Annotated in this window: 3 protein-coding genes; all 3 read left to right on the top strand. The window is 54.1% G+C overall.

Translation table 11 applies throughout. From position 1 onward, the window contains the following. Positions 1-463 (top strand): hypothetical protein (locus AC1D1X_RS21905; RefSeq protein WP_477699177.1); only part of this gene is annotated, 463 nt, incomplete at its 5' end. 120 nt (positions 464-583) lie between these two features. Then, a complete protein-coding gene (locus AC1D1X_RS21900; RefSeq protein WP_477699176.1) occupies positions 584-967 on the top strand; it encodes a DUF1801 domain-containing protein in 384 nt (127 codons plus the stop codon). 4 nt (positions 968-971) lie between these two features. Further along, the gene (locus AC1D1X_RS21895; RefSeq protein WP_477699175.1) at positions 972-1,868 is read left to right on the top strand and encodes a hypothetical protein; all 897 of its coding nucleotides are present in this window, start codon (positions 972-974) and stop codon (positions 1,866-1,868) included. Positions 1,869-1,942 lie beyond the last annotated feature (74 nt).

Genomic DNA, 1,942 nt, shown 5'->3' with positions numbered 1-1,942 from the left:
GCGCAAAGATGCTCTGAGATTGTTTGGCGTGCGTCCGCGGTACTGGGTAGGTGCCTCGCATACCGACATCCGCCGTGCCGTTGTGACGGTTCGGCCAGACATCAAAAGTCGATGGATGCATATTAGGCAACCAACACCACAGAACGTGATTAGCTCTTTAGAACTAGTTGCAGCCCGAGGCGCACCGGCCATTGTGGCTGCATTCTGCAGGCATCGTCATCTGGGCCTGACCTGCGGCCATGCCTTTGTACTCATGCCCGGTCAGCTTCCGCGCTTGATAATTCTCGATCCGCTCGGTCCTGTGCCTCTGCCCTTGCAAAACCACAATGCTGAGATTGAACGCCCCGATAAGCAGCGACAGCGCTTGCTGGCTGTGCGAGGCTCTCCTTGGGACATCTCCTTGGATAAGCCGGTTTCTCTGCTTCGCGTTCCTTTTCTCGCTGACCAGTCCCGCGATCAATGATGCACAGCCGCGAATAAGCGCGCTTTAGATATAGAAATCGGCGGTACTCGTGGCGTCACCTCCCTGCACCTTGTAGCTTAGTTACCTCATATCGATTGGCTGGTGTAATCTGTTTCAGTCATGATGAAGAAAACCATCCCAGCCGCTAGCCCTGATGCTTATGTCGCCGCGCTGTCCGGCTGGCAGCGTGCGACAGTTGAGCAACTGCGGGCCGCCGTCTTGGGCAGTGCCGAGCTGGATGAAGTCATCAAGTGGGGCCATCTGGTCTATCTGTCGAATGGGCCTGTGCTGCTCATTCGCGCTGAGGAAAGTCGCGTATTGTTCGGCTTCTGGCGAGGCCAACGTCTTCGCGAGATGGATCCGCTGCTAAAACCCGGTGGTAAGTACGAAATGGCGACGAGAGAGTTTCATGAGGGTGATGAAGTCAACCTCGCCTTGTCGGGCCGTCTTGTCAAAGAATCGGTACGGCTTAACAAAACACTCGGCGACCCCACCAAGCTCTAGCATCATGCTTGGCGCTGAACTTCAAGAAATCCCGCGCAACCGGCCAATAGTGCTGCGAAACCTCACTTGCCCGTATTGTGGATGTGAGCTAAACGAGGAATTCACTAAAGAGCACGTGATTGGGAAGAGGTTCGTTCCGGTTGGAACTCTGTATCAAGATTGGAACCTGATTGTTCGGGCGTGCAAGCCGTGCAACGGACGAAAATCTGACCTTGAGGACGACATCTCTGCCATCACAATGCATCACGATGCTTTTGGCAACTCACCTTCGCCAGAAGCTGCGGTGGAGGCTGACAGAAAGAAAGCCAAGAGTCGAAGCCGTCGCACCGGAAAACCAGTGGGAGAGAGTGCCGAGAGCATGACGCTGCGCACCCAGCTCGGCAACTCAGTCACGATGACGTTTACCTTCACAGCACCACCTCAGATAGAGAGCGATAGGGCTTTCGAACTTGCTCGACTGCAGATGATGGCTTTTTTCTACTTCCTGACCTACAGCGAACAGACTTCGCGTGGGCAATTCTGGAGGGGGACGTTCGTGCCATTGATAGAGGCGAGAAAATCCGACTGGGGAAATTCCATTYACCTCTCCTTCATGAATGCCGTTGTCATGTGGGAGCCGAGACTTTTAGTTTCAACTGCTAAAGACCACTTCTCTGCAGCGATTCGTAGGCACCCAACCCATCGACTCTGGTCTTGGGCTGTGGAATGGAACAAGTCGTACCGAGTCATTGGATTTTTCGGTGAAGAATCGGCCGTGCGAGAGGCTGTTGAGCAGATCCCACGGCTTCAGATCACTTCCATTGCCGAAGAAGGGACGTGGTGGGTTAGACATCGTACTGATACTTCACTGAAAGAAGGGGAGGACAAACTCTTCCATTGGTGTGCGGAGCGTGATACTTAACCCCTTCGCACAACCGGAGGGCAACGGTGCGCTATCAAGTCAAGGTTGCAGAAGTACCCTGTCTTTTGCCTGTC

Source organism: Polaromonas sp. P1_G4 (assembly GCF_056405475.1).
The sequence above is the reverse complement of the archived record's forward strand: the minus strand, read 5'-3'. Positions and strand labels throughout refer to the sequence as shown.

Excerpts from the sequence above, each read along its gene's own strand:
- AC1D1X_RS21900 (WP_477699176.1), top strand. The coding sequence starts at position 584 with ATGATGAAGAAAACCATCCCAGCCGCTAGCCCTGATGCTTATGTCGCC.